Here is a 25861-nt window from a genome sequence, read left to right on the forward strand (position 1 = left end):
CGGCGAGCAGTAGAGCTGAGGCGAGGGATGCGGCTGCGACTGGTTTTCGCATGGAGATGTTCCTAGGTGTTTTGTTCAGAGGTGGGCGTTCCAATCCTGTTCAGCTCCGCTTGTGTCCAGCCCTTCTTCAGCGCAACCGTGAGAGTTCGCTCGACGTCCACCGCCTGATCTCCCACATCGCAACTATAGACTGATCGGCTTGTTAGACGGCTCAAGGCAAAGTCATAGGCAGATCCTAAAACAGCGAATTCTGTCATTTTCCTCGTCCAACCGACAATGGCCTGCCAGCTGGTCTTCGTCGCGCAATGGGCACGCGACAACAGCTGGCCTTGTAGTTGTGCGCGGCGCGGCCAGCTGGTGCTACTGCTAGGTCGAGGGATTGATCCCGACGTACTCGTGGATAGTCGACGTTACGGTTGTTTGTTGGGTGTGGAACCGGTTAGTGGGGCCGGTTGGCGGCGCTTTCCGAGGAAGAAGGTGCCTTTGACGGCCAACATCGCAATGACACCGGCCGTGGTGAACGCCGTTTGTCCTACGGCGACGGTTTGCGAAACGGTCAGGGCTCCGGTCTGTGCTGCGTTTGCTCCGATCGTGTACATGGCAACGAGGACCGCGCCGCCGGCGGCACCGGCGAGTAGCTGCGCGGTAGTGAATGCAGCGCTCCCGTACGGGTAGAGCTCGGGGCGCAGGGACGATAGGGCCAAGGTGGTTATCGGTGCCCACATCATCGCCTGGGATGCAGAGAGGACAAGATAGGCGGCGAGGTACAACCAGCCGCTGTTGCTCTCATCGAGTGTGCTGAGGAACCAGATGCTCGCCGCCCAGATAATTCCGACGGGGACGACCAATGGCCGTGGGCCGAAATGGTCGTAGATCCGGCAGCCCGCTGCGGAGACCAGCGCGATCAGGACGCCTCCCGGGACAAGGAAGAGTCCGGTAGTCAATGTGCCCATTCTCAACGCCTTGGTAGGTGCGAGGGGGAGGGCCAAGCCGATGCCAAGCACGGATAGAACGAGCGAGAATACGTCGTGAGTCGTGTGTTCCGGTGTCGTGATGTTCTTGCGCTTGACGGCTCCCAGTATGAGAGCGATCACGGCGATGGGCAGGACGAGGATGACCGGATGAACACACGGGATTTGTAGCGGTCTTCCCAAGCGTTGATTGGTTCAAGGTTGGGTGAACCGATAAACCACAACTACAGTTCGTCCAATGTCCGGTTGGCTCAAGAACATCTCCACGTATTTTCCCGAGAGGAAGGACAGGGAGGCCCAAGAACATGGACTCGGCTCTAGAACCGAAAGTGTGCGGCTCGGATTCCCTCCCGCTCCTTAAACACCAAGTTCCGCGGTACTCGGTAAAAATACCGAGTCTCGCGGAGCTTGGCTGACGACGGACCAATAGGTCCTGGGGGTTTAGCCCATGTGGATTGCGCCGAAGAGCACGCCCGAAGCGAGCATGACCAGGCTGACCACGGCCGCACGCCACAGCACCTTCTTGTGGTGATCGCCCAGATCCACACGAGAGAGCGAGACCAGCAAGAGGATTGCCGGGACGAGCGGAGATTGCATGTGCACCGGCTGTCCGGTGATGGAGGCGCGAGCCATATCCACCGCGGGAACGCCGAAGTGCGCGCCGGCCTCGGTGAGGACCGGAAGAATGCCGAAGTAGAAGGCGTCGTTGCTCATCAGGAAGGTGGCCGGAATCGAAATCAAGCCGGTGATGACCGCCATGTACTGGCCCAGGGAGTCCGGGATGATGTTGACCAGCCAGAGGCTCATCGCGTCGACCATGCCGGTTCCGGAGAGCACACCGGTGAGTACCGCCGCGCCGAGCACCATGGAGACCACCGCGATGATTTCGCTGGAGTGCGCGGCGATCATCTTCACCTGGTCGCTGACCTTCGGGAAGTTGGCGACCAGCGCGATGGCGGTACCGACCATGAACAGGTAGGCCAGCGGCAGCACGTCGACGATGAGCAGCACCATGATGGCCACGGTGAGCGCCAGGTTGAAGTAGAACATCTTCGGGCGCAGGGTCTCGCGGTCCGGATCGAGCACGGTGCCGTCCATGGTCGCGGCCTCCGAGCCATCCCCCTTGCGGGCTACGGATTCAAGGACTGCCACCGAGGAGCCCGAAGGCGAGGTGCCGTCCTTGGGCTTGCCGCCGCCCAGGTTTCCGCCGCCGAAGCCGGTGCCCCACAGCTCGGGGCGATCCTTCTGCAGCCGGCGGCGCTCGGAGAGCCCAAGCTGCCAGGCGAAGATGGCAATCACGATCAGTGCGACGCCCAGCGATGGGAGCATCGGCACGAAGATGTCTGCCGCGTCCACGCCCAAGGCTGCCGCGGCGCGAGCGGTTGGACCGCCCCAGGGCACGATGTTCAGCGTGCCGTTGGTCAGGCCGGCCACACAGGTCAAGACGACCGGGCTCATGCCCAGACGCTGGTAGATGGGCAGCAGGGCGGCGGTGACCACGATGAAGGTGGTGGAGCCGTCGCCATCCAGCGAGATGATGGCGGTCAGCAGGGCGGTGCCGATGACGACCTTCGCCGGGTCGTTGCCCACGAGTTTCTGGATTCCCGAAACCAGCCGGTCGAACAGGCCCACGTCGATCATGATGCCGAAGTACATGATGGCGAACATGAGCAGGGCGGCGGTGCCCGACATCGACTTGATCGCGTCCATGATCATGTCGCCGAGGCCAAAGCCGGCGCCGGTGAACAGGCCGAAGATGGTGGGAACTAGGATGAGCGCCAACAGCGGCGTCATTTTTTTGGTCATGATCAGCGCCATGAAGGTGATGATCATGAGGAATCCGAGAGCAACTAGCATTGCGCGGACCTCCTGAAGTGTGTGGCAAGTGATGATGCCAGCAGGGGTGCGGGCACTTATCCAAGCTACGTGGCGGCGCTCACGTATCCGGGGTTGTTCGTTTTCTGATCCCTTTAGGTTTTTGCAATCTTTTTGCTCATTAAAATCACGGACGGTTTATGCTGGACAGATGCCGCATTCCACAGCCACCTTGCACTTTGCCTCGCGGATCATGCGTCCGCAGTTCGTGGTGCTCGGCGTACTTTTCGCGCTGGTGACTACCGCGACCCTGCTGGTGAGCTACAACAGGGTCTTCGACCAGGGCGAAGACACCTCCCTGGGGATTGCGCGTTCGGTCGCCGCCTTGCCGGAGGTGGTGCGCGAGGTGACGGACTACGCGCAGCGCGATGAGCTGGACCTCGAAGAGCTGCGCAGCGGAAAGCTGCAAGAACTGGCTGAGGCCGTGCGCGAAGGAAGCCAGGCGACCTTTGTGGTGATCACCGAGGACCGCGGTCTGCGACTGAGCCACCCGAACCCGGACGAGCTGGGAAAGCTGGTCTCCACCGACCCGGTGGCGTTGAGCGGAGTGGAGGACATTGCCCGCGAGCATGGCACTCTCGGGGAATCGGTGCGCGCCAAGGTGCCCATCCGGTCCGTCGACGGACGGGTTATCGGCGAGGTGTCGGTGGGGGTGGCCACCGAGTCGCTGACCGGTGCACTGGTGGCCTCCTTCGGCTGGATCGTGCTGTTCGCGGTGCTTGCCGCGCTGTTGGCAACTCTGGCCGGACGCTTCACCGTGCGCACCCTCAAGCGCCAGACCCTGGGGTTGGAGCCCGCAGAAATCGCTCAACTGGTGCGTGATCAGCAGGCGGTGCTGTACGGGGTGAGCGAGGGCGTGATCGGACTGGGGCCGGACGGCACGGTGACCGTGCGCAATAAGGCTGCACGCCAATTGCTTGGATTGCCGCACCGTACCGAGCTGGCGGACATCATTGGCCGGCACTATGAGTCGGCCGATCTCGACCCGCGTTTGGTGAAGGCAATCAAAGACCATGAGCCGGCTCCCATCAGGCTGGAAGCCAACTCGAATGCGATCGTTGCCCGCGTCTCGGATGTGGTGCGCGACGGGGTGGATCTTGGCCAGGTTGTCTTGCTCCACGACGTCAGCACCGTCGAAGCGCTCGGCACCAAACTGGATGCCGTGCAGGATATGGCCGACGCGCTGCGCGCCCAGCGCCACGAGTTCGCCAACCGGATGCACGCGGTCCTCGGACTGATTACCTTGGGCAAAACCGATCAGGCCGAGGAGTACCTGCGCGAAGTGATGGACGCCGGCCCGGTGATTGCACCGGTCGGCGGCCTGGAACTGGTCAAAGACGCTTACCTTTCCGCATTCCTTTCGGCCAAGGGGGTGCGCGCCCACGAGCTGGGCATCGAGCTGCGGGTCTCGCCGCAATCCATGCTCTTCGAACAGATCGCATCGGCCAGCGACGCCCAGGACGTCACCGCGGTGCTGGGGAACCTGTTGGACAACGCCTTCACCGCGAGCCTGTGCGGAAGCAAGGATCCGTGGGTTGAGGTGGATCTGCTCTCCGAGGGGAGCACCTTGCACCTTGCGGTCGCCGATTCGGGGCCGGGGATCAGCACCGAGGAAGATATCTTCGCCCCGGGGGTGAGCACCGGGTCCTCGCTCGGCGAGGGGCACGGCTCCGGCGTGGGGCTGCCGCTGATTCGCCGGTTGGCCCGTTCGCGCAGCGGTGATGTGTGGATTGCCGACGCCGGCGGGGAACAGGGCGGGGCCGTGATCGCGGCCCGGCTTCCAGCGGTACTGAGTGAACCGAAGAACTTCTCATGAATAAGGGAACGAAAATGACACAGAATGCCGTGGGGGACTACCGGGTATTGATCGTTGACGATGACTTTCGCGTCGGGCAATTGCACGCCGACATGGTCAATGAGATCCCCGGGTTCCAAGCCCTGGAACCGGTGCAAGACCCCCGCACCGTGCCCAAGCTTGTCGCGTCACTGCAACCAGATCTGCTGCTGTTGGACCTCTACCTGCCGCATGTCAGCGGCATCGAACTGCTGCGTGAAATCGAAATCGACTCGATTATGATTTCTGCCGCCACCGAACCGGCCAATGTTGCGGCGGCTCTTCAAGCAGGCGCCCTGGCTTTCATCATCAAGCCCTTCGGAGCCAAGACGCTCGCGGCAAAACTCAAGGGGTGGGCTCGGTACCGCCGGCAGCTGGCGGCCGCTACCGACCTTGACCAGCAAGGCGTGGATCGGTTGTACCGGACCCTGCAAGGGATCGAAGATGCGCCAGCTGCCGCTAATGCTGCACCTACCGAGCAGGCGGTCATGGCGTGCGTCAAAGCATCCAGCGAACCGCTGAGCGTGGCCGAGGTCGCCGAAGCCGTGGGCGTCGCACGGGCGACTGCCCAACGCTACCTCGCGTCGTTGGTCGCCAGCGAGATGCTCGACCTGCAGTTGGGTTATGGGACCAGGGGACGTCCCGAGCACCGCTACCTGGCGAGGTAATCGCGGACGAAACTATTACGAGCGCTGGATGAATTCTCGGTTCCTCACCCAAAAAGCAAACCAGATGACAGCCGGGATAGCGGCTAAGAGCGCCACGATTCCAAACGGAATTGTTATCGGCGCCGTCAATGCGAAGGCCGTTGCGAGCATGGACAACGTACCAGCCGCAATTCCTAGCATTGCCGAGTTCGGGGCAGCTTTACCAGCATTCGCAACGGCCGTAATTCCGGTGATGGTGGCCCCGAATGCGGCGAGCAAAGAAACCACGAACAGTCCGTGAGCGCCGGTGAATATAGATCCCACGCTAAAGCACGCTGCCACGAAGACCTTGAGACCCATTGGCATCCCCAACGGTTCGTTTGAATGCATCGTAGCTACCTCCAGCCAGGTTTTGTCCAGCAATCTTAAGAGAACTGCGCGTTCAAATCTCAGCATATCTATTTCTGTTAGGTCAAGACAGCGCATATCGGATGAATTATCGAGTTCAATCCTCAACCTTAAGTAGGACAGTCCAGCGTTGGACTCGTACCTGGCTCAAGTTTCTTGTTGCAAGCGGCCACATTGGGGTAGCGTCTCTTTCTATGGAACATCCAGACGGGCGCGGGAACACTCTACTGAGCAAATATTCGACCGGATTCTTCATCGCCATATTCGTATCGATGTCCCTCGCTTGGAACCAGCGAATTCCTGACCCGTGGGGCTTGTACCTGATTCTCCTCTCCGTAGGAGGCCACACCGTCACCCTCGTATGCCTGGCGGTCGAGAAATCTCGCGTGGAATCACGAGAGACCTGAACTGCGCGCAAGCTGTTGGCAAGGTTGAGGCGAAACTAGTGGAGCGGGGCCAGAAACCTTCGCCTTTGTGATACGTCCGCTTGGACGAGATATGCAGCAAAAGTCATGCAATGTTCGTTGGCGGCAGGGGACCCAGGGCGGTGGGAGCTGTTCCGGAAAATACCTGCCGAGCCACCTCATTGAATCTGCTCATGGCTCGGAACCAATAATGCGCGGGATTCAGGCTGCATGCCCGTAGGGCCTGAGCGTGGTCGAAGCAGACAACAACTGCCGCGCCTGCCGCCACCACCGACCAGATTCCACGTACGACATGTTTCAGCGGCTTGGGCGTAAACTCAAACCCCTGACGCAGACGGTCGATCTGGAAACGAAGGTGGTTTCGTTCGTCTGAGGCGATTCTTCTTCCCAGCCCGCGCAGTGTCGCAGCCGGTGCATGGCTTGCTAGGGCCTCGAAATATCCCATGGCGACGCTTTCAGCAATGAGGAACAGCCCGAGCTCGGTACGCAACCCCAACATTCGCCGCAGCAGGGTGAAGGCCTTATCCGACCAGTGCGATTCCAAGCGTGGGGCATCCAGGTAATCCAGCGCTTGTCCGAACAACCGAGAATGCTGCTGTTCTTCGCGCACCAGGAGCTCAAGTGCTCGTACGTAGGTCGAGTCGCCGGCCCGCTCCGCCAAACCTAGCAAGTGCCTGCCTTCGCCGCTTTCGCCAAGCTCAAGACGCTGGAAAGAGCGGATGAATCCGCGTCGTGCATTCTCCGTTAGCGCCGGAACACCGCTCCAGTTCAATTGCGCGTTCATCGTGTCATGCAGCCTCGAGTTTGCTTCAAAATATGCCAACCATGATGTGAATTGCATAGCTCCACGGTAGCCGTGGGATGGGTCAGCACGAGCCGTTGAAACATTAAACATCAGTACCGTGTTTCGTGAGCTGTTCACGCAGCTGACACCATGCGGCTAACTCGCCGCGAAATACTGGTGATCATGACACAAATTTCACGGCGCAATCTGCTCACTGGCGCCTTGGGCGCCGGTGCTCTGACGCTTATTTCCCCGGCCGGTTCGGCACTGGCCGCAAATAGTCCGCGCCTGGTCCGTTCGCGGCTAGGCCTCACCAATGGCTTCTCGATGGGAGATGTCTCCACCAACAACGCGGTGCTTTGGGCACGCGCCACCGGTGAAGGCCGGCTACGGGCGCAACTGCGTGCCATCGACGAGGCGGGAGCGATTATTCGCGGCCGCGGATCATTCGAACGAACCCTGCGCGGTGCGCAGGCGAACTCCAACACCGACTTCACCGCCAAGATTTCCGCATCCAACCTGCCGGCGGGCACCCGATTCGCGGTGACCATCGGTTTCGAGGACGAGAACGGGACCCTGGGAGAAACCAACACCGGTTCCTTCCTCACCGCGCCTTCGCTCACCGGCCGCCGGAACCACAGCGCATCGATGGCGCAAAGCTTCGTCTGGTCTGGCGATACGGCAGGCCAAGGCTGGGGCATCAACGAGGAAATCGGCGGCATGCGGGCCTACGCGGCCATGCACGCGACCAAGCCTGACTTTTTCGTGCACAGCGGCGACACCATCTACGCCGATGGCCCGATCGCCGCCGAAGTTATGGAGCCAGATGGCCAAATCTGGCGCAACCTGGTCACCGAGGAGGTCTCGAAGGTCGCCGAAACCCTGGCGGAATTCCGTGGCCGGCACCGCTATAACCACATGGATGCAAATGTGCGCGCGATGTACTCCGAGGTTCCGGTCATCGCGCAGTGGGATGACCATGAGACCCACAACAACTGGTGGGCCGGGGAGACAATCGAAGACGAGCGATACACCGTGCGGGATGTCAATACCCTCGCTGCCCGCGGTCGCCGCGCCTGGCAGGAATACCAGCCCATCGCCGATCCGCGTGCCATGCGCGGGGGCACCGGGTTTGAGCCTGCCCGGATCTACCGCAAGATCTCCCGCGGACCGGCCTTGGACCTCTTCGCCCTGGACATGCGCAGCCACAAGTCGGAGAATACCGCCGGACTGGAAGCCGAAGAGACCACGACCCTCGGCGAGGAACAGCTGAACTGGCTCGTTGAGGGCCTGCAGAAGTCGAAGGCCACCTGGAAGGTGATCTTCAACGACCTGCCGCTGGGCGTCATCGTTCCGGACGGCAAGGCCCAGGAATCGATCGCCAACGCCGAGCACGGCGAACCGCTGGGCCGCGAGCTGGAGCTCGCCAGGCTGCTCAAAGCGATCAAGGACCGCGGCGTGAAAAACGTGGTCTTCTTGACCGCGGACGTGCACTATTGCGCGGCCCACCACTATTCCCCGGAGCGCGCCGCCTTCGGCGACTTCAACGAGTTCTGGGAATTTGTGGCCGGTCCGGTCAATGCAGGATCCTTCGGTCCGAACAAGATGGACGGGACCTTCGGACCCAAGGTGGAATTCGCGCTCGCCGGAACCACCAACCAGTCGCCGCGCGACGGCAAGGGCCAGTTCTTCGGCCATGTCGACCTCGACGAGTCCGAGCGATTCACCGTTTCGCTGCGCAATGGCCTCGGCGAGACCGTCTACGCCAAGACCTTGGAACCGGCGCGCTAATCCGCCACCGTAACTGCTGCATTAAAAAGCGGCGGCGCAGATCCTCAAGATCTGCGCCGCCGCTTTCGCTGGTATTTAGCGTCCGGTGCCGCCGTACACGGTGGCCTCCACGTCGGTGTCCAGATCGAAAGCGGTATGGATGGCGCGGACCGCGTCATTGAGCTTGTCCGCGTCGGTTACCACCGAAATGCGGATCTCCGAGGTGGAGATCATGTCCACGTTGACCCCGGCCTGGTGCAGCGCCTCGAAGAAGGTGAAGGAAACTCCTGGGTTCGAGCGCATGCCCGCACCGATGAGCGAGAGCTTGCCGACCTCGTCGTTGTGCTCGATATCCTCGAAGCCGATTTCGCCGCGGGAGGTTTCCAGCGCCGCGAGAACCCGTTTGGTCTCGGTCATCGGCAGGGTGAATGAGATATCGGTGGAGCCGGTACCGCGAGTCGAGATGTTCTGCACGATCATGTCGATATTTGCCTGCGCGGCCGCGATAACCCCGAAAATCTGTGCTGCCTTGCCCGGGATGTCAGGCACGCCAATGATAGTGACCTTGGCTTCCGAATGGTCGTGGGCAACACCGGAGATGATTGGCTGTTCCAAGGGTTCTCCCTCTTGAATCTTGATCTTGTCGTTGGGGTCCGGGAGCACCCAGGTGCCCTCGTTGGTGCTGAATGAGGAGCGCACGTGCAGCGGCACGCCGAAACGGCGGGCGTACTCCACGCAGCGCAGGTGCAGGATTTTGGAGCCGCTGGCCGCCATCTCCAGCATTTCCTCGCTGGAAATCTCGTCGATCTTCTTCGCGGCACCGACCACGCGAGGATCGGCGGTGTAGATGCCGTCAACGTCGGTGTAGATCTCGCAGACATCGGCGCCGAGGGCGGCCGCAAGGGCCACCGCGGTGGTGTCCGAGCCGCCGCGGCCCATGGTGGTGATGTTCTTCGATTCCTTGCTCATGCCTTGGAAGCCGGCGACGATCGCGATGAAGCCGCGGTCGATGGCGCGGCGGATACGCTGCGGAGAAACCTCCATAATGCGTGCCATGCCGTGGGTTGAGTCGGTGATCAGCCCCGCCTGCGATCCGGTGAAGGAGACCGCGCTCTCGCCGAACTGGTCGATGGCCATGGCCAGCAGCGACATGGAGATGCGTTCGCCGGCCGAAAGGAGCATGTCCATTTCGCGAGCGGGGGCGTCCTCGGTGAGCTGGGCCGCGAGGTCGAGCAGTTCGTCGGTGGAGTCGCCCATTGCGGAAACGACCACAACGACTTCATGGCCCTGCGCCTTGGTATCAATAATTCGGCGCGCGACGCGTTTGATGCCTTCGGCATCGGATACGGACGAACCGCCAAATTTTTGAACTATCAGGCCCATGGGCGCACACTCCAACTGATGAAAGTTGTTGATGCGCATCGTGCTGCCAGCACAGATGCGACATATCTACCGTAGATAATTGTGTCAGTACCGCGGGTGCATCACCTAGTTGTGAAGGTAACCATTGGTCATATTGCCTAGCCTTTGGTGTTTCGATGCCTGGAAATGCGGGTCATTTGCGCGCTGTGGCTAAGATTTGTCGCCAAAATGACTTCCAGCCATCCAATACCTGAGGGTTGGAGAGCCGTGAATGCTCAGCGCTTACGCTTGCCTTGTCGCCCTTGAGTGAGATGTTCACGCTCACCCGGCTTCCGTCGCTGAATTCGGCCTTCCAATACCGCCATCGATCCGAACCGCTGACGGAGGCTTCCCCCACCAGCTGCGCGCCGTTGAAGTCGGTTCGCACGCCGACGGCCTCCACCCAGCGAGCCAGGGCGCCGTCCAGATCGGCGGCCATGGTGGCCGAAACGGAGCCCTTGAAGGTGCCGTCGCTGGACTGGCCCGGGACCCGGCGTCCGATGTGCTGCTCGTAGGCGATGGCCACGGACTGGGCCCACCAACCGGGATTGGAAAGTTCGGCGGGCATCATCTCGTAGGCCAGCGAGGCGAGCGGTTTATGCGCCAGCTCGCTGGCTCCGCCCGCTTCGAGCCGGCTGACCCATTGGTCCCACCCGGTGCCGGTGGCCTTGGCGATTGCCTCGATATTGCTGCCCTTGATTGCCATGAAACGAGTGTAGCCACTGCAGCCAAGGACTAACCAGCCCGCATGTAGCCTGGCGGCCAAGGTCGCTGCCGGGTCATCAGCCGATCCGGGCGCGCAAATGGCGCGGAGCCGCGGCCTTCACCGAAGGCCGCGGCTCCGCGCCAATGGTTCACAGTTCGCGCAAATCCGTGTTGAGCCTGCCGAGCAAGCCAACCAAATGATCCAAGTCGTCGTCGGACCACTGCGTAATGCGTTCGCGCAAGCCCTCGCGCCAGGACTGCAGCCATCCGTGCCAGCGTTCCTTGGCCAGTTCGGTGGGCAGCAGGTTGGAGACCCGGCGGTCGGCTTCATCGACCTGCCTGCTGACCAGTCCGAGCTCTTCGAGGCGGGTGACCAGGCGGGAAAGTGTGGCCTTGTCCGTCATGAGGTGCTCGCAAATTTCGGACTGCGTGATGCTCTGGCATTTGAGGATCATTCCCAGCACCGGCACCGCCGCGGGCGGCAGCCTTTCATCGAGCCGGGCGGCAAGGGTGCGTCGCGACTTGGCGGTCACCGAGATCAAGGTGAACAGTTCTTGCTCGGCGTCGTCGAATAGCACCCCGCGCCGGGTCTCCGGCTGCGCTTCATCCAAGGTATCCACGGTGGCTAGGCGTCGGTATCCGCGGTGGAAGAAGCGTCGGATTCCTCGGCCAGCCGCTCGGTATTGGTCTTGGTGTTCAAGTGCTGGTTAGGCAGCAGGATCACCGCGACGACGGTGATCAGCGCGAGCGGCGCGGCCAAGGCGAACAAGCCTGCCACTCCATCGCCGTAGATCGATTCGAGAATTATCCGCACGGGTTCGGGCAGCGTGGAGATCGTCGGCAGGGAACCGGAGCTCAGCGCCGCACCGACCTCGGCGGCCTTGTCGCCCAGCGAGGCGATGGCGTTGGTCAGCTCGCCCTGGCGCTCGGCGATCATATTCGGAATGGTGACCGCGAGCATTGCGCCCAGCCCTGCGGTGCCTGCGGTGCCGCCCAAGGTGCGGAAGAAGGTGACCGCTGAGGAAGCGACGCCGAGGATCTTTGGATCCACCGAGTTCTGCACCACCAGCACCATATTCTGCATGACCAGGCCTACGCCCGCGCCGAGGATGAACATGTAGAGGCCCACCAGCCAGAAGGCGGTGTCGTAGTGGATGGTGCCCAGCAGGTACAGGCCGATAACCTGCAGTACGGCACCGGTGACCACAAAGGCCTTCCATTTACCGTAACGCGAGATCAGTGCGCCGGCGATGGTGGAGACGACCAGGAGGCCGGCCATCATCGGGAAGGTCATCAGACCGGCCTGGGTGGCGGTGGCACCACGGGCCATGATCATGTACTGGCTGAGGAACACCGAGGTGCCAAACATCGAGATGCCCACCACGAGCGAGGCGATCACCGCGAAGGTGAAGGTGCGGTTCTTGAACAGCTGCAGGGAGATCAGCGGGTCTGCAACCTTGAACTCGACGAGCACGAAGACTGCCAGCAGGATGATCGAGCCGATCACCATGAGGTAGCTGGTGGCCGAGTTCCATTCGAACTGGCTGCCGCCCATGGAAAGCCAGATCAGCAGCATTGCCACGCCCGAGGCGAGCAGCATGATGCCTAGGTAGTCGATCTGGACCTTGCGCTTGGCGATGGCTGGTAGGTTCAGCGTGCGCTGGATCAAGATGATTGCCACGACGGCGAAAGGCAGCGCGACGAAGAAGTTCCAGCGCCAGTTGATGGTGTCGGTGACGAAGCCGCCGATCAGCGGCCCGCCGACGGTACCCAGCGCCATAACGGCCCCGAACAGGCCCATGTACTTGCCGCGTTCGCGCGGCGAGAGGATATCTGCCATCACGATCTGGCTCAGCGCGCCCATGCCGCCGCCTGCCAGGCCCTGGATCACGCGCATGGAGATCAAGAATTCGGTGTTCTGCGCGAAGCCGGCGGCCGCGGAGGCAAGCACGAACATGGCCAGGGCAATCTGCAATAGCAGTTTGCGGTTGCCCAGGTCGGCGAGCTTTCCCCAGATCGGGGTGGAAATTGTGGTGGCAAGCAGGGTGGCGGTAACCACCCAGGTGAACGCCGTCTGGCTGCCGTTCAGGTCAGAAACGATTACCGGGAGGGAGCTGGACACTACCGTGCCTGCAAGGATTGAAACGAACATGCCCATAAGCAGACCGGTCAGCGACTGCATGATCTGCCGGTGGCTCATCTTGGGTTTTTCGACCGGTGCTACTGCGGTCATGCGGACTCCAAAGGACTCAAAGATAAAGTTGACTGATATCAACTATATGTCGATAGTTGACCATTATCAACCAATGTGGTTGAGTCCACAGACAAGAAGGCCCGGACCATCTGGTGATGGACCGGGCAGCATGAAATATGCTCGTGTGGCAGGGAACCTAGGCCCGTGAAGTGCTCGGTGCGATGGTGTTGCGTCGCCCTTCGAAGGCGCGGGCCAAGGTGACCTCGTCGGCGTACTCCAGGTCGCCACCCACGGGCAGGCCAGAAGCCAGACGGGTGATCTTGATGCCCAGCGGGCTGAGCTGACGCACCAGATAGATTGCGGTGGCCTCGCCCTCCAGGTTCGGGTCGGTGGCGAGGATCAGCTCGGTGATCGAGCTGTCACCCAGGCGGGTGACCAGCTCACGAATGTGCAGCTGTTCCGGGCCGATCCCGGCGATCGGATTAATCGAGCCACCCAGCACGTGGTATTTGCCATTGAAGGCGCGGGTGCGCTCGATGGCGAGCACGTCCTTGGACTCCTCGACGATGCAGATCTGGCTGGTATCGCGGCGCTCGTCGCGGCAGATCCCGCAGGTGTTCTGCTCGGAAATGTTGAAGCAGATCTCACAGAAGCGGACCTTCTCCTTGGCCTGCTGGATGGACGCGGCAAGGCGCGTCATATCCTCGGCGTCGGCATCGAGAATGTGAAAAGCGATGCGCTGCGCCGATTTAGGACCGATGCCGGGTAGCCGACCGAGCTCGTCGATCAGTTCCTGAACAGCACCTTCGTACACCTAATGCCCACTTTCCTGACAGCTCAAACGTCCATTGATCTTGCGGTGCCATAATTGGCCTGCGGTGGTATCCCACCGTCCTATACCCTAGTGTCTCACCTAGACAGTTTGGCGGTTAGAGCCCGCGCTTAATTTCCACGACATTTCCGTTAACGTCACGCTGCTCGATGACCATGCCGCCGAGCAGCCGCTCTACCGCGGGGACGCCGATGAGTGCCGAATCCTCGACCTCGATGTCGTCTTCGCTGGGCGTGAACTCCTCCGGCTCTGGGGCCGGGGACGGAGGCTGGGCGCGATCCGGCGTGCCCCAGTTGCTGGCGGAACTTTCCACCGGCACTGCCGGAGCGCTGTCCTTGGCCTGGCTCATCAGCTGCTGGTAGCGGCTGAGCCGCTGTCCGGCGGTCGGCGCCGGGGCCTCGGCAATTGGCTGCTCGGCCGGTTCGCCGGGTGCGCCCCATGCGGGAGCGGACTCGGTGGCAGGCTGCACGGAAGGCTTCGGCGGTGCCACCCGAACAGGCTCGGGGGCAACCGGCGCCGGCGTTGGTGCCTCCGGCTCCGGCTCGCGGATCGCCTTGGACTCGAAGGTATCGGTGGTGCTGCCCGGATGCAACGGTGTGGAAGAAACCGGACGCGAGATTACCGGGGCTCCCACCTCTGCCTGGCGTGCGCTGAGCCCGGCGGTCAGCCGGGGACGCGGGGCCACCGGGGGGCCGTCAAAGGAGCGCGGAGCGGTACCTCGCGGCGCTGGAGCCACGGGTTCCAGCACGGCCGCAGCGAGTTCGGATGATGCGCTAGCTTCCTGCGGCTTTGCTGGTTGCGGGATTGCCGCTGAGCCCGTCGCCGGAACGGTGGGAGCCTGCGGCGCTGGGCTGCCAGACGTGCCGTACCCGTCGTCGGGGTACGGGGGCTCGTCCATATACGGCTCGTCCAGCGGAGGCGGCACATCGTCGTAACTGCTGACGTACCCCGAATCACCTGATGGCGATGGCTTGCTGGCCGGAGCCGGAGCCGGAGCCGGAGCGCCGGCTGGTTGCGGGCGCGACGGAGCGTTGGGCGCTACCCCAGCGATCGGAGCCTGTACGTTGGTGGCTGCTGCTGGGGAGGACGCCGGTGTTGGCCGGCGTTCACCTTTTGGGGAACCACCACCGGCGGGTGCCGATCCGCCCTCGGCAAGTACGACTTCGATCTGTTGGCCTGCCACCTGGCACAGGATGCCTACCAATATCTGCATCATGTCCGGACGATTGCGCAGATTAACAATCGGACCGGTATTGCTGAACGCGATCGTCAGCGTGCGGCCATCGAAACCGGCGACCGAACCATAGTTGGCGACCATGGAATGGAGCACCCTGGAGCTTGACTGCAGCTGCTCCAAGACCGCCGGCCAGGCCTGCTGGAACTGCTGAACCGATGCCCCGGCAGCATTCGACTGCTGTGCTGGCGGCGTGGATTGCTGGACCGGTTGCTGTGGCGCCTGCTGCTGGGCAGTTCGAGCGGCTTGTGCGCGTTGCTGCGCTTCGGCTTGCTCGCGTGCCGCCTTCTCCTGGGCAGCACGCTGTGCTGCAGCTTCCCGTTCTGCAGCGGCGCGTTGCTCGGCCTGCTCGCGTGCGAGCTTTTCTTGCTCGGCCCGTTCCGCTGCGGCACGTTGTTCGGCCTGCTCGCGAGCTGCCTGTTCCTCGGCGCGGCGGCGTGCCTCGTGGGCTGCCTGTTCCTGTGCCTGGTTCTGCGCCTGCTGCTGAGGCTGCGCTTGGCCTTGAGCTTGTTGATCTTGCTGCGGCTGTTGCTGCTGCATCTGGCGAGGGTCAACCTGCTGCGGGGCTTGCTGAGGACGATTTTCAGCCGCACGGCGAGTGAACTCGGCCATCGCCGCATTTTGCTTCACGTCATCGATGGAAACACCAGTACCGAAGGACAAGTCTTCCCCTGCGGCCGGATCTGGAACCAGGCTGAACGGCGCGACGCCTTCCGGACGAGCTTCGGGAACGCTCGGACCCGGCTGCACCGGAGTGGTGACCGGATTCAAGTCTTCCTTCGGGCCCCAGGTGGCTCCCCAATCGGCCGCTTCGCCGGTGTTGAGTGAACGGGCGGCGTCCGGATCCAGCGGAGCGTTAATATCTGGCTCTTCTTGCGTCACCGGCGGCTGCTGTTCGCGAGGCTGACCTGGCTGTTGCTGCGCCTGCGAAGGCTGTTGAGCTCGTGCTTCCTGGTGCTGCTGTTCGCGTGGCGCGGGTTCTTGCTCCCGCGGCTGGACGTTCTGTTGCTCGCTAGGGGCAACTTTCTGTTCCTGCTGCGCCTGAGCTGGCGCGGTCGGCTGCGTCTGGGGCTGGGAGGCGCTGGGCTGCTGCGCCGGCGTTACGGGAGTGCCGGCGGAGGACTGTTCCTGGGCTGCCGACTCGACGCCGCCATTGCGCAACTTCGCGGCGGCAAGGGCCTCGCGTACCGCGGCCGCTCCTTGGCGGGCCGCCGCGGGGGAGGGGGCAACGCCCGATGACTGCGTTGGCATTTCGCCTTCCGGGAGCTCTGGAAGCGCGCCGCCGGTCATCGCATGACGTTCCAAGCGATCGAGGCGTGCGGCGAAAGAGCTCGCCGAGTTTTCCGCTCCAGGCAGCATCAAACGCGCCGCCAACAGTTCCAAGTGCAATCGCGGAGAGGTCGCGCCGGTCATCTCGGTCAGCGCCTGGTTGGTCACATCGGCCCAACGGCTCAGTTCACCGGCGCCGACCAGCGAGGCCTGCATGTGCAGCGACTCCAGTTGATCGGCTGGGGTGCCTCGCAGAATTTTCTCCAGGCCTTCAGGCATCGCCTTGGCGATGATCAGATCGCGCATGCGTTCCAACAGATCTTCAACGAAACGTCGCGGATCCAAGCCGGTTTGAATGATGCGGTCGATGGCGCCAAAGAGCGAAGCGCCGTTGGCCTCGTGCAGGGAGAGGATGACCTCATCGAGCAGCGTGGAATGGGTATAGCCGAGCAAGGCAATGGCGGTCTCATAGTCCACGCCTCCTTCACGGGCACCAGCCATCAACTGGTCTAGCACCGAGAGGGTGTCGCGCACCGAACCGCCGCCGGCGCGAATCACCAGCGGAAGCACGCTGTCGGCGACCACTACGTTTTCGCGTTCGCAGAGCGTCTTGAGGTATGCCAGCAGTGCCTCGGGCGGCACCAAGCGGAACGGATAGTGGTGGGTGCGCGAACGGATGGTGCCGATGACCTTGTCCGGTTCGGTCGTCGCAAAAATGAACTTGATATGTGGTGGTGGCTCTTCGACGATCTTCAACAGGGCGTTGAAGCCCGCCGAGGTGACCATGTGGGCCTCGTCGATGATGAAAATCTTGTAGCGGTCGCGGGTAGGCGCGAAGGTCGCACGTTCACGCAGATCACGGGCGTCTTCGACACCACCGTGGCTGGCGGCGTCGATCTCGATGACATCCAAGGAACCGGGGCCGCCGTTTGCCAGCTCGACACAACTGGGGCAGGTGCCGCACGGGGTAGGAGTCGGCCCCTGCGCGCAGTTCAGGCAACGCGCCAGAATGCGTGCGCTGGTCGTTTTGCCGCAACCGCGCGGACCGGAAAACAGGTACGCGTGATTGACCCGGTTCTTTTCCAACGCAGTCATCAACGGGGTCGTGACATGTTCCTGCCCGATGACCTCGGCGAAAGTGTCTGGACGGTATCTGCGATAAAGCGCTGTACTCACACCGGTACCCTATCGGTTGTGCGATGCCGGAGGCATCAACTGGTCAACAATAAATTCTGGTTCTACGACCCAAGGCTCGCGAGGCAAAGCTGAAGGGTTGAAGGAGTCCAAAGCTGCCTGCAAAGACGTGCCGGGCAAGCCCAATGACTCTAACAAGTAGGCGCGGATCTGTGCGCCATTTAGTCCTTTTTCGGAAAGGTCTTCGAGCGTAACCGCACCATCGCGTTTAGCCAGACGTTGGCCTTGAACGTTTAATGCCAACGGGACGTGGGCGTACGTAGGAATAGGCAATCCGAGCAGCTGCGCTAGGTATGCCTGGCGTGGGGCGGAGGACAGCAAATCGTCACCGCGAACAACCTGGTCAATGCCGGAGGCGCCATCATCAACGACCACTGCAAGGTTATAAGCGGGGGAGCCGTCATTGCGCAGCAACACAAAATCATCCACCACGCCGGTGTAAGGCCCGAAAAGCTCATCGTGAATGGTGAACTGGTCAACCGTGGAACGAAGGCGCAGAGCAGCCGGCCGTTGTCGGGCTCTTTCGGCACGTTCTTCGGCAGTGAGATTTCGGCACGTGCCGGGGTATGCGCCGGGTGCCGCGTGCGGCGCGCTGGCAGCCTCTGAAATGTCTTTGCGCGTGCAAAAACACTCGAAGACCAAGCCGTTTTCGCGAAGAGCTTGGATTGCTTCGAGATAAATGGGGAGGCGATCGCTTTGGCGGACCACGGGAGCATCGAACTCCAAGCCGATGGAAGCCAACTCCGAAAGCTGTTGCTCCTCGGCGCCGGAGCGCACTCGGTCAAGGTCTTCGATGCGCAGAAGGCATTGCCGATCGGTGGACCGGGCAAAAAGCCAAGCAAGAATTGCGGTGCGCAGATTGCCCAGGTGGAGTTGCCCGGTCGGGCTTGGGGCGAAACGACCAACGCCCACGCGAACTCCATTCGGCTTGCTAGAAAAATCAAAGACCCCTCATGCACCTGCCAGAGCCCATCTACCCTTGCTACCTTCCGGTCCTGGGGGAGTTCAACAGGATGACACCACACGAGGGGTCACAGAAGATACTACCCGAAAGTTGGGGGTGGATGAAAATCGGTAGCCGTGCGCTTGCTCTCAATCCAACCCCTGAAAGGAAGGAGGCTATGTCACCCGGCTTTCGAATCCGGCGGGTCAAACCAACCTAGAATCCGGCGAACTCGAGCAGGCAATTCCGAGGCGGGGAGCATCGGGGTTTGGCTCCGTTCAAAGTCGAAGTTCTGCACGCTGGTGACGCTACCCGGTAGCTCAACCTGCAAGATTCCGTTCGGCGAACGCCAATTGACCGAACCGTCGGCCATGTATGTGGCCTGCCAACCTAAGGCGTGCTTATACATTTGGTGCCGCTTGCACAGTAGCTGCGAGTTGTCGCGGTTCGTATGCCCGCCTTTGGCCCAGTCATCGACATGGTCGATTTCACTGGAATCCGGAAGTCTGTTGCAACCAGGGAACCTGCAGTGGTTATCACGTAATCGCAGGAGGTCCTTGAGGGCTTTCGTTGGGCGGTACTTCTTTCGCCCGACGTCGATGACGGCACCGGACCAAGGGTCGGTGAGCACCGTCATCAGCGAAGGAGCATCCTTTGCCAGTCGCAAGGCTGCACCTAGGGCGATTGGCCCGTAGCCTTCCAGATCGGCCAACGTTCGAGTCGGATCTGCGAGCATTTGCAAGGCGGGGATGGTCAAGGCCACCCGCGCTTTGAGCGGAGTGCCGTTTCCGGCCGGCCAGCCATCGAGCAAAGCGTCCCGGAAAATATCGGCGCGGCGTTGTTGCTCGTTGCGCAGATCATCAGGGTCATCATGTTTCGTGGCGTGCCAGTTGATGGTGTTGATGATTGCCAAGGCATCCTCGGCTGGAAGTCGAATTTGAAGCACGGCCATGCCGTCGGCCTCCGGCCACCAGATCACCGAACGAGATTCACGCCCTTTTTCATGTCTCGTCTCCGCAGGTTCTGGCAAGAAACGTTCACGCATTTTGCGAGCACGATCCTTCACCGTGCGATCCGAGCCGGTGCGAGCGATCGGCAAGAGTACTTCTTGCATCTGTTGCACGTTCTCGGGCTCAAGGTCCTGCGCCTGGTGAACGATCTCCGTGGCGCTCTTGGTGGTGATGGCGCCCTTTCCTAGCTCGTTCAAGGTATCGGGGCAGAGGTGACGAAGCCCCTCGGCGGTGAATAATTTGCCTTGGACTATGCGTTCGCTTTGCCGCAGTGCACCAGATGCCTCGGAAATGAATGACGAACGAACCAAAGGTTCCGCTTCGGGATCAATTCCGAAATGCACTGCAGACTGCGTTTGCAAAGTGTCTTCGACTAAAGGGTCCTGAGTGCCGGACAAGGCGGCTTGCTTGCTAGTCAGCTCGTAGGTATCGGCCAGTAACGCAGCTTCTGCCGCATCCAACATACTGCGTATCCGACCAAGGGTTTCCAGTTGCTTGAGCCCAGTGGCTGGTTCGATTGCCCTGCCCTGCTCATGAAGGCTCTTGATAGTTGCTGCTAGCTTCGCGAAGATCGTTTCTTGCTCAACGTGGGCAGCCCACACGCCGTCGGTACCTGGATCGGTTCTGGTGCCCGGCGGACTGATATGCAGCCGATGAGGATCATCGCCGCTATGAAATACCTCTCGTTTGTTCATGTTTTAAGTATCCAGTGCCGCGGATAGGGTCTTCGGCGGACGAGCGCCAGATGTGGATAAACTAGATAATCCCCGAAATTTCGCCAATTTTTTGCTGAAAATACGTGTAGTTGAACCCACAAGGCTCTCGATTCGTGATTGTGGAGATATTTAGATATGCTGGTACCTGCTCCACGGAGCAAACTGAGGAGGATTCGCCTAGCGGCCTATGGCGCACGCCTGGAACGCGTGTTGGGTTAACGCCCTCAGGGGTTCAAATCCCCTATCCTCCGCCAAAGGAAACCCCCGAGAAATCGGGGGTTTTCGCATTTAAGTCCGGGCTTGGGAGTAGCATCCCGACGCGCAAGGTAATCGAGGGGACAGCGAATCGCTTTTCCTCCATCATGTGGGAGATTGAAAATGGGTTGCAGGTTCGCAGAACTGGCCATTGACTGCAAGAATCCGGTACTGATTGCCCGTTTTTGGGGCGAGGTCTTCGATTATTCGGTGCTCAGCGAAGAAGCCGGCTTGGTGACGATAGGTCCTGCCGAGGCAACTAAGGACTCGCAAGGCCCGGTCTTGACCTTCGCTCAGGTGCCGGAGGAGAAAACGATCAAGAACCGCGTGCATCTCGATGTGCGCCCGGTCGACTGCACGCAAGACGAAGAGGTCGAGAGGCTCTTGAGTCTCGGTGCGAAATATGCGGAAGTCGAATCCAGTGATTTCCCATGGATCGTCTTGCTTGACCCGGAAGGCAATGAATTCTGCGTTTTGTCGGAGCAGGAGGCCTAGGCAGGCGCGAAGAACGCCCCCATCCGGTAGCATGGATCTTCACGCAGTGCGTGATTTATGTCACCAAATGGGGGTTGTGACTAGCTTGGCAGGGGACGTCCGTAAAGCCGTAGTTATCGAGCACGAGTTTGAGGTTCGAGCGGTGTTGTCGCGCCTGCTAAGACAGGTTGGATTTGTCGTGCACGAGACCTCCTCTGGAGAAATTGGAGTAGAGCTAGCCGAACGAATCAACCCTCAGGTGATAGTGGTTGGGTCCGGACTTCGGGACATCGACGGCCATGAGACCCTGCGCCGGCTCTCAAATCGCGTTAGTGCCCACTTGCTTGCGGTGCTTGAATCCGATGAAGAATTCGATGTCGTGCACTCCTTTGACGCGGGCGCCGATGGCGTGATGTCCAAGCCGCTGCGAGAGCGGGAATTCAGGGCACGAATCGATTCCTTCGTGCGCCGCCAGGCCAGCACCAGTAGGTTGCTGGCCTTAGGCGAGAGCCAGCGGGGTCGAATACTTAGCCATCGAAATCTAACGCTGAACGTCGTGACGTGGCAGGTAATGATCGATGCAGAATCGGTGGAGCTGACCGCCACCGAATTTTCCTTGCTGCGCGCGTTGCTGCTGCATCCAGGGCATGTGCGGAGCAAGAAGGAACTGGCCCGAATGCTGAATGACGAGGATGGGGCAGGTGCGGTGGACCTATACGTGTCGCCCGCCGCCGTGCGAAGCATTGAAGTGCATATCGCAAATCTGCGACGAAAACTGGGCGATTCGGCGCGAACGGAGCTGTGGATCGAGACGGTGCGCGGGGTCGGATACCGGATGGTCGGCGAGCAAAACTCGCGTTCCTAGCCACAGCGAAACATTGAGCGAATCTTGAGCATCCGATAATCAACCCTTGAGGATTATCGAGCAGAATAATCACCATGGCCCTGAGCCATAGGGGTGCTGTGCTGAATGAGGTTAGATCTTGGGGGATTAACTAGCTGCCGCGCAAGGCGGCAATCATTACTGGTACCCATTTGAGTGCGTGAAGGCTTCGAAATGGTAGCGCAATACCAAGTCGAAGCCTTCACGCATTGTGGTTAGGCCGGCGGCTAGGCGCTGGTTTTTTTGTTGCTCAGTTCCGGGTAGTGAATGGCAGCGGTTTGCGGGTGAGCGCGCAGCCAGCCCTTGAGCACGTTCGCACCGTAAGAGGCGAGCATCGCATTATGCGGATCATCCGATACGCCGCGCGCTACGGCAGCGAGTTCCGCCGGAAGCTGCACCTTGTCGACCACCGCGTCCAGGCGCGGGGAGTAGAAAAACGGCACCGAGTAGCGGTCGACGCCAGCTGGCGGGGCGACCACTCGGTGGATGGTGGCCATCAGATAGCCGTCGGTGGCCACTTCGAGCATCTCGCCGAGGTTTACCACCAGCGCGCCCGGGGTCGGCGGCACCGAGATCCATTCCTCCTGGCCGTAGGGCTGCACCTGCAGTCCGCCCACCTGGTCCTGAAGCAGCAAGGTCACGAAGCCGTAGTCCGCATGCAGACCCACGCCCTGGTTGCCGGCGTCGGGTACGACGTCGCCGGAAACATAGTGCACCAGCTTGCCCATCCATGACGGGGTGTCGGCGAATGGCTCGTCGAAGTGGTCTTCGGGCAGGCCCAGACCCACGGCGATGGCCGCGAGCAGCTCGTGGCCGGTCTGGTTCATCAGCTCGGCCCACGCTAAGGCGCGTTCCTCAAGCTGCGGGAAATCTGTCGGGAACTGGTTGGGGCCCTGCAGGTTCAAATAAGGCTTGTCGGCAGGCACCTCGGACAGGGTCTCGCGCTCCGGTCCGTAGTCGATCTGCTCGCGGGCATCGGCTCGGCCGCGGGTGATTTCGGTGCCCATGCGGGTGTAGCCGCGGAACTGGGCGCTGTTGCGGTTATCGAGCTTGATCTTCTCAGCGACGGGCTTCTTGAAGAACTCGGCAATCGTATCCAGCAGTTCCTGGTCTTGGTTCGCCTGCGAGGCGTAGCCAACGATCTGGAAGAACCCTACGCGGTGCGCGGCATCGCGCAGCGCTGCCACGAAGGCTTCGTTGAAGCTTCCGTCGGCGTTGCGTGAGGTAGAGATGTCGAGGACTGGGATCTCGGTGACTACGTTGTTCATACACCTAGACTGCACCCAAAAACTCAATTGTTACTAGCGTCCGTTACGCCGGGTTCCTCCAAGTTTCTCCCGTCGTAACAATCCTTGCTTTTTGCTTCATAGAGGCGCAAGCTACGCGATGGCGAATCTTCCGAGGGGTTTACGCCGGGTGTTCACGGTACTGCCCGTCACCTGTTCACGCGCTGGGCGTCCGCGATGAATAATGCGCCCCAACGCCTGGGAATGTGTTTTTGCCGGCGGGTTTCCATATGCTTGGAAGGTGATCTTCCGAGCCGTTGGCGCTTCGCGCCCTTACCCAGAGCATCAATTAACTACCTCTCGGCAGTGGAGCGAAATTCCGCCGCAGCAGGTGAAGCTCGACGAATTGGTGACCACGAAAACGGTGCTCGATTTGGAGGCGCTGCTTTCGGAAGACTCGACCTTCTACGGAGATCTTTTCCCCCACGTGGTGCGTTGGCAATCGGTGCTGTATTTGGAGGACGGGCTGCATCGGGCGCTGCGCTCGGCCTTGCACCATCGATCGGTGCTGCACGCAAGGGTGTTGGATTTAGACGCCTAACGGGTAGGCTCGGATCAAGATAGCCTCAGGGCGCAGGCCGAAAGGTGCGCAGGGAAGGTAGGCCAATGACCGAGCCGAAGGATCGTCGCGATCCAAGCAGTTGGCATGGGCAGCATATCGTCAGCGAGTCCGAGCTGGCCTTCCAATCGGATCTGCAGGCCAAGAAGCGCCGCCGCACCCGGCAGAACGTGGTGTTCTCCGTGATGGCATCGCTCGTTGTGCTCGGTTTTGTGGCCGCGGTGCTGATTTTTACCGGCAATTGGCCGCTGGCCGAGGAACCGGCGGAGGAGGCGGTGGCCGATACGCCGGTCACCATCGAAAATCCGGTATGCCCCGACGTTGAGTTCAAGGTGCAGGATCCAGCCTCGGTGCAGGTCCGGGTGCTGAATACCACCGGAGAATCGGGGCTGGCGGGGGCGACCGCAGAAACGCTCAAGGAGCGCGGCTTCACCATCACCTCGATCACCGAATCAGCGAGCGACTACGCAAACGAGGTGGGTGCGGTGATCGCCGGACCCAAGGGGTACGCCCAGGCGCTGAGCGTTCAGCGCCAGCTGCCCGGGGCGGTGTTCGTCTTCGACAAGGAGCGCCGTGATGCGCGCATCGACCTGGAGGTCGGGGCGAAGTTCGAGGGGCTGGAGAAGGAACGCAAGCTCAATGACGCCCCCGGAAAGCTGCACTGCGCCGAGTCTAAATAGCGGCGGCGAAGATCTCCGGGGGCTGTCGTTGCGCTCAGCCGGTGCGCGAAGCTAGTTCACCGCTCCGGCATGCACCTGGGTCAGCGCATTGGTGAAGGCCTCGGCCGGTTGCGCCCCGGAGATCCCGTATTTGCCGTCGATGACGAAGAACGGCACTCCGCTGATGCCCAGCTGGCGGGCCTGGGCGATATCCGCGTTTACTTCCTCGGTGTAGGCCGTCGAGCCGAGGGTCTCCTGCACTTCTGCCTCGTCGAGTCCCACCTCGGCCGCAAGCGTGGCCAGCACCTGGCGGTCGCCGGTGTCCAGGCCGCGTTCGAAGTGCGCCGAAAGCAGCGTCTCCTTCAGCTCGCTGCCCTTGCCCGCGGACTTTGCGTGCTCCAGCAGGCGCAGCGCGGTGAAGGAGTTCGCCGGGCGCAGCGCGTCGAAGTTGTAGTTCAGTCCTTCGCCGGCCGCCTGTTCGGTGACATGCGCCAGCATCCCCTTGACCTGCTCGGGATCCATGCCCTTGACCTCGGAGAGGTACTGCACCTCGTCGCCGTCGTAGCGCTCCGGAAGGGTGGGGTCCAGCTGGTAGGCGTGCCAGAAGACGTCGACGTTCTCGGAGAATTCGAACTGTTCTACGCCCTTTTCGAAGCGGCGCTTGCCAATGAAGCACCAGGGGCAGGCGATATCGGACCAGATGTCCACACGGACTCGTTTTTCACTCATGCAAGCTTCAACAATTAGCCGCTGCGCAACATTCCCGCCGCGGCGATGGCAAGATGGAATAGGCAGAACCTATGCACCGTCAGGAGGACGATGGCCAAGTCGTTGAGCTATAAGGGCATTATTTTTGCCGGCGGAATCACCATGATGGCGGGCTTCGTCGACGGGGTGGGCTTCTTGCACTTCTCCGGTTATTTCCTCTCCTTCATGTCCGGGAACTCCACCAGATCCTCCGCGGCCCTGGCCACCGGAGACGCGAGCGGATGGTGGTTGGCCATGGGATTTGTGGCGAGCTTTGTCTTGGGAGTCATGCTCGCAACCCTGTTTTCCGCCCGGGCCACGCGCTACCGGCGGCCCCGGGTGATGTATCTATCCGCCACCCTGCTGCTGGGCGCGGCCGTGCTGGGTGCGGCGGGAAATGTGCTGACCGCCTGCCTGCTGGCCGCAGCCATGGGCGCGGTCAACGTCAGCTACACGCGCTCCGGGGAGGTTTCGCTGGGGCTGACCTATATGACCGGCACCCTGGTGAAACTCGGCCAGCATCTGGCCGGGGCGCTGTCCGGGGCGAACCGTGCGCTGTGGGTGCCCTACGCGATCCTGTGGGCGATGATCACCCTCGGCTCGGTCTGCGGGGCTTTCGCCTATCTGCTACTGGGATTGGGCGCCCTGTGGTTGGTGGCCGGGGGCATGCTGGCCTGGGCCAGCCTGGGGCTGTGGCGCGAGCGCCGGTTGGATAGCACCGCCCTTTAAACCATGCTGCCCCCGCGGACCGGGGCGGTCCGCGGGGGCAGCATGTGGCGTGCTCCG

23 protein-coding genes, 1 tRNA gene and 1 other RNA gene are annotated in these 25861 nt (G+C 61.5%); 10 read left to right on the forward strand and 15 right to left on the reverse strand.

The window, feature by feature from the left end; genetic code table 11:
- Window positions 1-410: 410 nt before the first annotated feature.
- Together ACT3UQ_RS05390 and ACT3UQ_RS05395 are read right to left on the reverse strand one after the other, a co-directional pair.
- Window positions 411-1094: a multidrug efflux MFS transporter gene (locus ACT3UQ_RS05390; RefSeq protein WP_146113362.1), complete on the reverse strand. Its 684-nt coding sequence runs from the start codon at window positions 1092-1094 to the stop codon at window positions 411-413.
- A gap of 318 nt (window positions 1095-1412) precedes the next feature.
- On the reverse strand, window positions 1413-2864 hold the full coding sequence (locus tag ACT3UQ_RS05395) for a CitMHS family transporter (protein ID WP_258133590.1): 1452 nt from the start codon (window positions 2862-2864) through the stop codon (window positions 1413-1415).
- A gap of 133 nt (window positions 2865-2997) precedes the next feature.
- On the opposite strand from ACT3UQ_RS05395, the gene ACT3UQ_RS05400 reads away from it, so the two are divergent.
- Both ACT3UQ_RS05400 and ACT3UQ_RS05405 read left to right on the forward strand, forming a co-directional pair.
- Entirely contained in the window at window positions 2998-4662 is a 1665-nt protein-coding gene (locus ACT3UQ_RS05400) for a sensor histidine kinase (protein ID WP_105553504.1), read from the forward strand.
- Window positions 4663-4676: 14 nt separating this feature from the next.
- Entirely contained in the window at window positions 4677-5348 is a 672-nt protein-coding gene (locus tag ACT3UQ_RS05405) for a response regulator (protein ID WP_105553674.1), read from the forward strand.
- Between the two features lie 15 nt (window positions 5349-5363).
- Here the strand turns inward: ACT3UQ_RS05405 and ACT3UQ_RS05410 are convergent, their stop codons facing one another.
- Window positions 5364-5717: a hypothetical protein gene (locus tag ACT3UQ_RS05410; RefSeq protein WP_146112464.1), complete on the reverse strand. Its 354-nt coding sequence runs from the start codon at window positions 5715-5717 to the stop codon at window positions 5364-5366.
- 212 nt (window positions 5718-5929) lie between these two features.
- On the opposite strand from ACT3UQ_RS05410, the gene ACT3UQ_RS05415 reads away from it, so the two are divergent.
- A complete protein-coding gene (locus ACT3UQ_RS05415) occupies window positions 5930-6142 on the forward strand; it encodes a hypothetical protein (protein WP_146112463.1) in 213 nt (70 codons plus the stop codon).
- Window positions 6143-6245: 103 nt separating this feature from the next.
- Here ACT3UQ_RS05415 and ACT3UQ_RS05420 read toward each other — a convergent pair whose 3' ends face one another.
- Window positions 6246-6944 carry a ferritin-like domain-containing protein gene (locus tag ACT3UQ_RS05420; RefSeq protein ID WP_444636628.1) on the reverse strand — a complete coding sequence of 233 codons (699 nt, stop codon included), beginning with the start codon at window positions 6942-6944 and terminating at the stop codon, window positions 6246-6248.
- Between the two features lie 183 nt (window positions 6945-7127).
- On the opposite strand from ACT3UQ_RS05420, the gene ACT3UQ_RS05425 reads away from it, so the two are divergent.
- Window positions 7128-8735, forward strand: a complete 1608-nt coding sequence (locus ACT3UQ_RS05425; protein ID WP_444636629.1) for an alkaline phosphatase D family protein — start codon at window positions 7128-7130, stop codon at window positions 8733-8735.
- 75 nt (window positions 8736-8810) lie between these two features.
- Here the strand turns inward: ACT3UQ_RS05425 and ACT3UQ_RS05430 are convergent, their stop codons facing one another.
- The 9 genes from ACT3UQ_RS05430 to ACT3UQ_RS05470 all read right to left on the reverse strand — a co-directional run bounded on the left by ACT3UQ_RS05430 (window position 8811) and on the right by ACT3UQ_RS05470 (window position 20191).
- Window positions 8811-10097, reverse strand: coding sequence for an aspartate kinase (locus ACT3UQ_RS05430; protein ID WP_096285600.1), 1287 nt, complete (start codon window positions 10095-10097; stop codon window positions 8811-8813).
- A 172-nt stretch (window positions 10098-10269) separates the two neighbouring features.
- Window positions 10270-10821 carry a hypothetical protein gene (locus tag ACT3UQ_RS05435; protein WP_105553501.1) on the reverse strand — a complete coding sequence of 184 codons (552 nt, stop codon included), beginning with the start codon at window positions 10819-10821 and terminating at the stop codon, window positions 10270-10272.
- Between the two features lie 148 nt (window positions 10822-10969).
- The gene (locus ACT3UQ_RS05440; RefSeq protein ID WP_105553500.1) at window positions 10970-11440 is read right to left on the reverse strand and encodes a MarR family winged helix-turn-helix transcriptional regulator; all 471 of its coding nucleotides are present in this window, start codon (window positions 11438-11440) and stop codon (window positions 10970-10972) included.
- A 5-nt stretch (window positions 11441-11445) separates the two neighbouring features.
- On the reverse strand, window positions 11446-13053 hold the full coding sequence (locus ACT3UQ_RS05445) for a DHA2 family efflux MFS transporter permease subunit (protein ID WP_258133569.1): 1608 nt from the start codon (window positions 13051-13053) through the stop codon (window positions 11446-11448).
- A gap of 157 nt (window positions 13054-13210) precedes the next feature.
- Entirely contained in the window at window positions 13211-13828 is a 618-nt protein-coding gene (gene recR / locus ACT3UQ_RS05450; protein ID WP_105553499.1) for a recombination mediator RecR, read from the reverse strand.
- Window positions 13829-13943: 115 nt separating this feature from the next.
- Entirely contained in the window at window positions 13944-17525 is a 3582-nt protein-coding gene (locus tag ACT3UQ_RS05455; RefSeq protein ID WP_444636630.1) for a DNA polymerase III subunit gamma and tau, read from the reverse strand.
- A 9-nt stretch (window positions 17526-17534) separates the two neighbouring features.
- A complete protein-coding gene (gluQRS, locus tag ACT3UQ_RS05460) occupies window positions 17535-18455 on the reverse strand; it encodes a tRNA glutamyl-Q(34) synthetase GluQRS (protein ID WP_105553497.1) in 921 nt (306 codons plus the stop codon).
- Between the two features lie 27 nt (window positions 18456-18482).
- Window positions 18483-18579: signal recognition particle sRNA small type (gene ffs, locus ACT3UQ_RS05465), an RNA gene on the reverse strand.
- A gap of 88 nt (window positions 18580-18667) precedes the next feature.
- Window positions 18668-20191 (reverse strand): DUF222 domain-containing protein, encoded by a 1524-nt coding sequence (locus ACT3UQ_RS05470; RefSeq protein ID WP_444636631.1) that lies wholly within the window; start codon window positions 20189-20191, stop codon window positions 18668-18670.
- 187 nt (window positions 20192-20378) lie between these two features.
- Between ACT3UQ_RS05470 and ACT3UQ_RS05475 the strand changes: the two genes are divergently transcribed.
- The 3 genes from ACT3UQ_RS05475 (at window position 20379) to ACT3UQ_RS05485 (ending at window position 21806) form a co-directional block, all read left to right on the forward strand.
- A tRNA-Ser gene (locus ACT3UQ_RS05475) sits at window positions 20379-20466 on the forward strand.
- A 124-nt stretch (window positions 20467-20590) separates the two neighbouring features.
- The gene (locus ACT3UQ_RS05480) at window positions 20591-20962 is read left to right on the forward strand and encodes a VOC family protein (protein ID WP_105569744.1); all 372 of its coding nucleotides are present in this window, start codon (window positions 20591-20593) and stop codon (window positions 20960-20962) included.
- A gap of 76 nt (window positions 20963-21038) precedes the next feature.
- Entirely contained in the window at window positions 21039-21806 is a 768-nt protein-coding gene (locus ACT3UQ_RS05485; protein WP_181148440.1) for a response regulator transcription factor, read from the forward strand.
- 245 nt (window positions 21807-22051) lie between these two features.
- Here the strand turns inward: ACT3UQ_RS05485 and ACT3UQ_RS05490 are convergent, their stop codons facing one another.
- Window positions 22052-23092: an isopenicillin N synthase family dioxygenase gene (locus tag ACT3UQ_RS05490; protein ID WP_444636632.1), complete on the reverse strand. Its 1041-nt coding sequence runs from the start codon at window positions 23090-23092 to the stop codon at window positions 22052-22054.
- Between the two features lie 259 nt (window positions 23093-23351).
- On the opposite strand from ACT3UQ_RS05490, the gene ACT3UQ_RS05495 reads away from it, so the two are divergent.
- A complete protein-coding gene (locus ACT3UQ_RS05495) occupies window positions 23352-23651 on the forward strand; it encodes a type II toxin-antitoxin system VapB family antitoxin (RefSeq protein ID WP_181148438.1) in 300 nt (99 codons plus the stop codon).
- Between the two features lie 65 nt (window positions 23652-23716).
- The gene (locus tag ACT3UQ_RS05500) at window positions 23717-24349 is read left to right on the forward strand and encodes a LytR C-terminal domain-containing protein (RefSeq protein WP_105569740.1); all 633 of its coding nucleotides are present in this window, start codon (window positions 23717-23719) and stop codon (window positions 24347-24349) included.
- 51 nt (window positions 24350-24400) lie between these two features.
- Here ACT3UQ_RS05500 and ACT3UQ_RS05505 read toward each other — a convergent pair whose 3' ends face one another.
- A complete protein-coding gene (locus tag ACT3UQ_RS05505; RefSeq protein ID WP_105569739.1) occupies window positions 24401-25057 on the reverse strand; it encodes a DsbA family oxidoreductase in 657 nt (218 codons plus the stop codon).
- A 90-nt stretch (window positions 25058-25147) separates the two neighbouring features.
- Between ACT3UQ_RS05505 and ACT3UQ_RS05510 the strand changes: the two genes are divergently transcribed.
- Window positions 25148-25804, forward strand: a complete 657-nt coding sequence (locus ACT3UQ_RS05510; RefSeq protein WP_444636634.1) for a YoaK family protein — start codon at window positions 25148-25150, stop codon at window positions 25802-25804.
- The last annotated feature ends 57 nt before the right edge of the window (window positions 25805-25861 follow it).

Source organism: Glutamicibacter sp. AOP12-B1-11 (assembly GCF_052379245.1).
Lineage (GTDB): Bacteria > Actinomycetota > Actinomycetes > Actinomycetales > Micrococcaceae > Glutamicibacter.

Bases quoted from the DNA above. Each gene is read 5' to 3' on its own strand.
- ACT3UQ_RS05400 (WP_105553504.1), top strand. From the start codon at position 2,998: ATGCCGCATTCCACAGCCACCTTGCACTTTGCCTCGCGGATCATGCGT.
- ACT3UQ_RS05405 (WP_105553674.1), top strand. From the start codon at position 4,677: ATGACACAGAATGCCGTGGGGGACTACCGGGTATTGATCGTTGACGAT.
- ACT3UQ_RS05410 (WP_146112464.1), bottom strand. From the start codon at position 5,717: ATGCATTCAAACGAACCGTTGGGGATGCCAATGGGTCTCAAGGTCTTC.
- ACT3UQ_RS05415 (WP_146112463.1), top strand. From the start codon at position 5,930: ATGGAACATCCAGACGGGCGCGGGAACACTCTACTGAGCAAATATTCG.
- ACT3UQ_RS05420 (WP_444636628.1), bottom strand. From the start codon at position 6,944: ATGAACGCGCAATTGAACTGGAGCGGTGTTCCGGCGCTAACGGAGAAT.
- ACT3UQ_RS05425 (WP_444636629.1), top strand. From the start codon at position 7,128: ATGACACAAATTTCACGGCGCAATCTGCTCACTGGCGCCTTGGGCGCC.
- ACT3UQ_RS05430 (WP_096285600.1), bottom strand. From the start codon at position 10,097: ATGGGCCTGATAGTTCAAAAATTTGGCGGTTCGTCCGTATCCGATGCC.
- ACT3UQ_RS05435 (WP_105553501.1), bottom strand. From the start codon at position 10,821: ATGGCAATCAAGGGCAGCAATATCGAGGCAATCGCCAAGGCCACCGGC.
- ACT3UQ_RS05445 (WP_258133569.1), bottom strand. From the start codon at position 13,053: ATGACCGCAGTAGCACCGGTCGAAAAACCCAAGATGAGCCACCGGCAG.
- ACT3UQ_RS05470 (WP_444636631.1), bottom strand. From the start codon at position 20,191: ATGAACAAACGAGAGGTATTTCATAGCGGCGATGATCCTCATCGGCTG.
- ACT3UQ_RS05480 (WP_105569744.1), top strand. From the start codon at position 20,591: ATGGGTTGCAGGTTCGCAGAACTGGCCATTGACTGCAAGAATCCGGTA.
- ACT3UQ_RS05490 (WP_444636632.1), bottom strand. From the start codon at position 23,092: ATGAACAACGTAGTCACCGAGATCCCAGTCCTCGACATCTCTACCTCA.
- ACT3UQ_RS05500 (WP_105569740.1), top strand. From the start codon at position 23,717: ATGACCGAGCCGAAGGATCGTCGCGATCCAAGCAGTTGGCATGGGCAG.
- ACT3UQ_RS05505 (WP_105569739.1), bottom strand. From the start codon at position 25,057: ATGAGTGAAAAACGAGTCCGTGTGGACATCTGGTCCGATATCGCCTGC.
- ACT3UQ_RS05510 (WP_444636634.1), top strand. From the start codon at position 25,148: ATGGCCAAGTCGTTGAGCTATAAGGGCATTATTTTTGCCGGCGGAATC.